This is a genomic window from Microcystis sp. M31BS1 (assembly GCF_020245285.1).
Taxonomy (GTDB): domain Bacteria; phylum Cyanobacteriota; class Cyanobacteriia; order Cyanobacteriales; family Microcystaceae; genus Microcystis; species Microcystis panniformis.
In genome coordinates, this window is sequence record NZ_JADBVE010000261.1 from 1 (window position 1) to 3,670 (window position 3,670).

Annotated in this window: 4 protein-coding genes and 1 pseudogene; all 5 read left to right on the forward strand. The window is 45.9% G+C overall.

From position 1 onward, the window contains the following. Positions 1-492: DUF3352 domain-containing protein (locus IM509_RS15450; RefSeq protein ID WP_287717132.1), on the forward strand; the 492-nt coding region annotated here is incomplete at its 5' end. 415 nt (positions 493-907) lie between these two features. Next, positions 908-1,177, forward strand: coding sequence for a hypothetical protein (locus IM509_RS15455; RefSeq protein ID WP_002796343.1), 270 nt, complete (start codon positions 908-910; stop codon positions 1,175-1,177). Further along, positions 1,174-1,317: a putative toxin-antitoxin system toxin component, PIN family gene (locus IM509_RS15460; protein ID WP_002796344.1), complete on the forward strand. Its 144-nt coding sequence runs from the start codon at positions 1,174-1,176 to the stop codon at positions 1,315-1,317. The genes IM509_RS15455 and IM509_RS15460 overlap by 4 nt, the downstream gene beginning before the upstream one ends. A 351-nt stretch (positions 1,318-1,668) precedes the next feature. Beyond that, the gene (locus IM509_RS15465) at positions 1,669-2,982 is read left to right on the forward strand and encodes a tetratricopeptide repeat protein (protein ID WP_185237673.1); all 1,314 of its coding nucleotides are present in this window, start codon (positions 1,669-1,671) and stop codon (positions 2,980-2,982) included. Positions 2,983-3,190: 208 nt separating this feature from the next. Further along, a pseudogene (locus IM509_RS15470) lies at positions 3,191-3,670 on the forward strand (DUF3352 domain-containing protein); the annotation flags it as partial.

The window sequence follows — 3,670 nt, forward strand, 5'->3', positions numbered from 1 at the left end:
GTAGAGGTGGACAGTGCGATCGAGCATTTGGATGAGTTGGCCCGCAGTCGCGGCTATAATGTGGTTAATCTGCCTTTACTCGATCGAACGGTGACAGCTTGGACAAAGTTAACCACGGCAGTCCCGGAAGGAAAAGCGCAACTAGAGACGCTCGTGACGGGAGTGCATACTAGAGTCGATAATTATGAAATTATCGCCAGTTCTGTGGAAGCGATGGGTTTAGCTTTATCTGCACAGAAAAAACCCATTTTAGGTAGTGGTAAGTTTCGACAGGCAATTACTGCTTTACCCGCAGAAAATGATGGTTATTTTTACATCGATTGGCGACAATTGCAACCAGTAATCGAGGCAAAATTCCCGATCGTGCGGGTGTTAGAATTATCGATTAAGCCTTTATTTAATAATCTGCGTTCTCTTACTATTAGCAGCCAAGGTAGCGAAAATTCTGTGCGTCGGGGAACGATTTTCTTTAACTTGGGAGTGAAGTCTTAATCAGTTATCAGTTATCAGTTATCAGATAGAAGCTTGTAGCTTGTAGGTTGGGTTGAGCGATTTAATAATTAGGAGAAAACTGCTCGATTCAATGGTTTGAGCGAAACCCAACATTCTTAACGACATTGGTGTGGTTGGGTTTCCCTCAAGCGTCGCTAATAACCGTTCTGGATCCGTTATCAAGTAGCCAGTGGTATTGATTCTGTGGAAGGACTCTCTTGGGGTAGTATAAATGTAGAGGGAGAAACATTATCTCTCCAGATGCGAATCGCTGAGGGTCATCAATTCCCAGATTAGATTCCAAGGTAGCAAGCCCTAGCTTGAAAAATTCGCTAAAAAATATATAATTAACTTGATCAGATTATTTATAAAGTCTGTTTAACAGCTAAAGTTAATAAAGTTTATTTTGAAGCCGATGACCAAAGAGCTACTCATACAAATCAATCGAGAAGGAAACCTCGAACTTCCTCCTGAAGTTCAAACCCGCCTCAACCCAGGAGATAAATACATGATTTCCCTGACGGAAGACTCCATCATTCTCAAAAAAGTTCATCAAGATAAAGTCAATCTAGAGCAATTCTTTGAGCGACTAGAAGCAATGGAACCAGACCCCAATCAACCGACTCTAGCTGAGATTAGCCAGATGATTAAAGAAGCTCGCCAAATTAGACGCGCCAACTCATGAAAGTTGTTGTAGATGTCAATGTTTGGATTTCAGGATTGTTGTGGGGAGGAGTTCCGGGTAAAATCCTTAAATTAGCTAAAAATCAAAGAATTACAATCATTACTCCCCAAGAATTTCTTAGTCGCTACTTTAATGAGTAGAGAAGAGGAGTAAGGTAATTAATTGACGATTTACACCAAGAGAAAAGATAAGTTTGACCGACAATAATTGCTATGATTACTGTAGGATTTTAAAAAAAGCGATCGCTCTTACTACTTTCTAATTACTTTAGATAGTAGTAGCCTAGTGCTTTTTAGACAAAAAAAGCCTATTCTGTATATTCCCAAAAAAGCAGCCTATGAATTAAGTAGGGCTTGCTGAATAAATCTAAAAACCTTGTTGGATAATATTTTTAGGCTTTTTTAGCCCAAAAACCTTTTTTAGCAGGATTTACACCGATATTCAGCCAACCCTAAGTAGAATTTAAAACCATCCCCACCGAGGAACTAGCCATGAAATCCTTTGCCCTTCTTACCACCGTCAGCCTAATCAGCCTTTCCACCCTCCCGACTGTTCGCCCCGTCATGGCGCTAGAGAGCCGACAACCAGCCGAAACCCGGATCGCTCAAGGGAACAATCAAGACGCGATCGGCCACTATAACCGGGGAGTTGGCTACATCCAACAGAAAAAATACGATCTCGCCCTCGCTGAATTTACCAAAGCGATCAACATTGATCCCCGATACGCCGAGGCTTACCTCAATCGCGGGTTTCTTTACGAACAACAGGAGAAACCCGACCTCGCCCTGTCCGATTACAACAAAGCGATCAACATTAATCCCCGATTGGCCGAAGCTTACAACAATCGCGGGTTTCTTTACCTCGGACAGGGGAAACCAGACCTCGCCCTGTCCGATTACAATCAGGCGCTCAACATTAATCCCCGATTAGCTCTGGCTTACAGCAATCGCGGGCTTCTTTACGCCGGACAGGGGAAACCAGACCTCGCCCTCGCTGAATTCAACAAAGCGCTCAACATTAATCCCCGATTGGCCGAAGCTTACAACGGTCGCGGGCTTCTTTACTACGATCAGGGGAAACCCGACCGCGCCCTGTCCGATTACAATCAGGCGATCAACATTAATCCCCGCTTCGCCGAAGCTTACAGCAATCGGGGGCTTCTTTACGGTGAACAGGGAAAACCCGACCGCGCCCTGTCCGATTACAATCAGGCGCTCAACATTAATCCCCGAAACGCCGATGCTTACAACAATCGCGGGGGTCTTTACTACGAACAGGGAAAAGCCGACCTCGCCCTGTCCGATTTCAATCAGGCGATCAACATTAATCCCCGATACGCCGAGGCTTACAACAATCGCGGGTCTCTTTACGACGATCAGGGGAAACCGGACCTCGCCCTGTCCGATTACAATCAGGCGCTCAACATTAATCCCCGATACGCCCTGGCTTACAACAATCGCGGGTTTCTTTACTACGAACAGGGGAAACCCGACCTCGCCCTGTCCGATTTCAATCAGGCGCTCAACATTAATCCCCGATTCGCCGGGGCTTACAACAATCGCGGGGTTCTTTACCGACAACAGGGGAAATCCGACCTCGCCCTGTCCGATTTCAATCAGGCACTCAACATTAATCCCCGAAACGCAACGGCTTACTACAATCGGGGGCTTCTTTACTACTTTCGACTAGAAAGGGAAAAAGCGATCAGAGATTTCCGACAAGCCGCCGAACTGTCCCGCCAGCAAAGAAACGCGGCGTTATATGAAAAGATTATGGAACTCCTACGGCTATTAGGCGCGGTCTAGTCCTTTTTCTTGGGTTGAGTCCGTCGGTGGGGTTGAGCGAATCAATGGGTTAAAGAAAACCTCTCAATTTTAGGGGAAAGGGAAACCCAACAGCCAACACCTAAATCTGTCTGAATGAGCGATCGCTTCTCATGGCTTTTTGTGGGGTTTCCTTGGGTCAATCCAACCGACGGTAATTGCTATGATTACTATAGGATTTGAAAAGGGCGCGCGTTCGGCCTTAATTGGAGTCTTAGGACAGGATAACCAAGCACCAATTTTATCTAGTCCCGTCGGAGCATTATCTTTTATCGGCGAAAATAGCCTTTTAGTCGCCGCTAGTCGGGATTTAAATCGGTTTTGGACTCAGGTAGAGGAGGGGTTAGAAGCAGATAGTCCCCTACAGGAATTAATAACACAGGTCTTAAACCGCTTCCAGTCGCCTTTAGGTTTAAATTTGCCTGAAGACGTTTTTAGCTGGGTTAGAGGCGAATATAGTCTTGCTCTCGTGCCTAGTTCAAAGGGGATGGAACCCGATAGTGTTTTTCTAGGGGAACGGGTGATGGGAGTAGAGGTGGACAGTGCGATCGAGCATTTGGATGAGTTGGCCCGCAGTCGCGGCTATAATGTGGTTAATCTGCCTTTACTCGATCGAACGGTGACAGCTTGGACAAAGTTAACCACGGCAGTCCCGGAAGGAAAAGCGCAA

Bases quoted from the DNA above. Each gene is read 5' to 3' on its own strand.
- IM509_RS15460 (WP_002796344.1), top strand. From the start codon at position 1,174: ATGAAAGTTGTTGTAGATGTCAATGTTTGGATTTCAGGATTGTTGTGG.
- IM509_RS15465 (WP_185237673.1), top strand. From the start codon at position 1,669: ATGAAATCCTTTGCCCTTCTTACCACCGTCAGCCTAATCAGCCTTTCC.
- IM509_RS15455 (WP_002796343.1), top strand. From the start codon at position 908: ATGACCAAAGAGCTACTCATACAAATCAATCGAGAAGGAAACCTCGAA.